Source organism: Faecalibacterium sp. DFI.5.82, assembly GCF_029076575.1.
In the GTDB taxonomy this organism is placed as follows: Bacteria; Bacillota; Clostridia; order Oscillospirales; family Ruminococcaceae; genus Faecalibacterium; species Faecalibacterium duncaniae.
The window spans coordinates 1-304 of record NZ_JARFIS010000668.1 but is presented as its reverse complement, the minus strand read 5'-3'; the positions used below and the strand labels follow the sequence as shown (position 1 = coordinate 304).

The following is a 304-nucleotide window of genomic DNA, read 5'->3' as shown; positions in this document are numbered from 1 at the left end:
AGGTTCATAAAGTGAACGGTCTGCTGCCCCTTGGCGTTGCGGTCAATCACCAGATAGAAAGTCGCACCCGACTTCGACACCAGCGTAAAGAACTGCTGACCGCTGCCATCGGAATAGTCGGTGTGGTAATCGTCCACCAGCGTCAAGTTGCCCTCCGGGGTCAGGGCACCGGTCTCCTCATCGGTCACGGTGAATACATCTTCTTCATCGGTGGTAGAAGTCAGGACGGGCTGTTCCACTTCCTCCACAGGCTCACCGCCATAGGCAAAAGCGGGAGCCGCCATGCCAGCGCACAGTGCCACCG

At 58.2% G+C, this 304-nt stretch carries 1 protein-coding gene; it reads right to left on the bottom strand.

Annotated elements, in window-relative coordinates:
- Positions 1 to 302: DUF4366 domain-containing protein (locus P0G09_RS18365; protein ID WP_275253387.1), on the bottom strand; the 302-nt coding region annotated here is incomplete at its 3' end.
- Positions 303 to 304 lie beyond the last annotated feature (2 nt).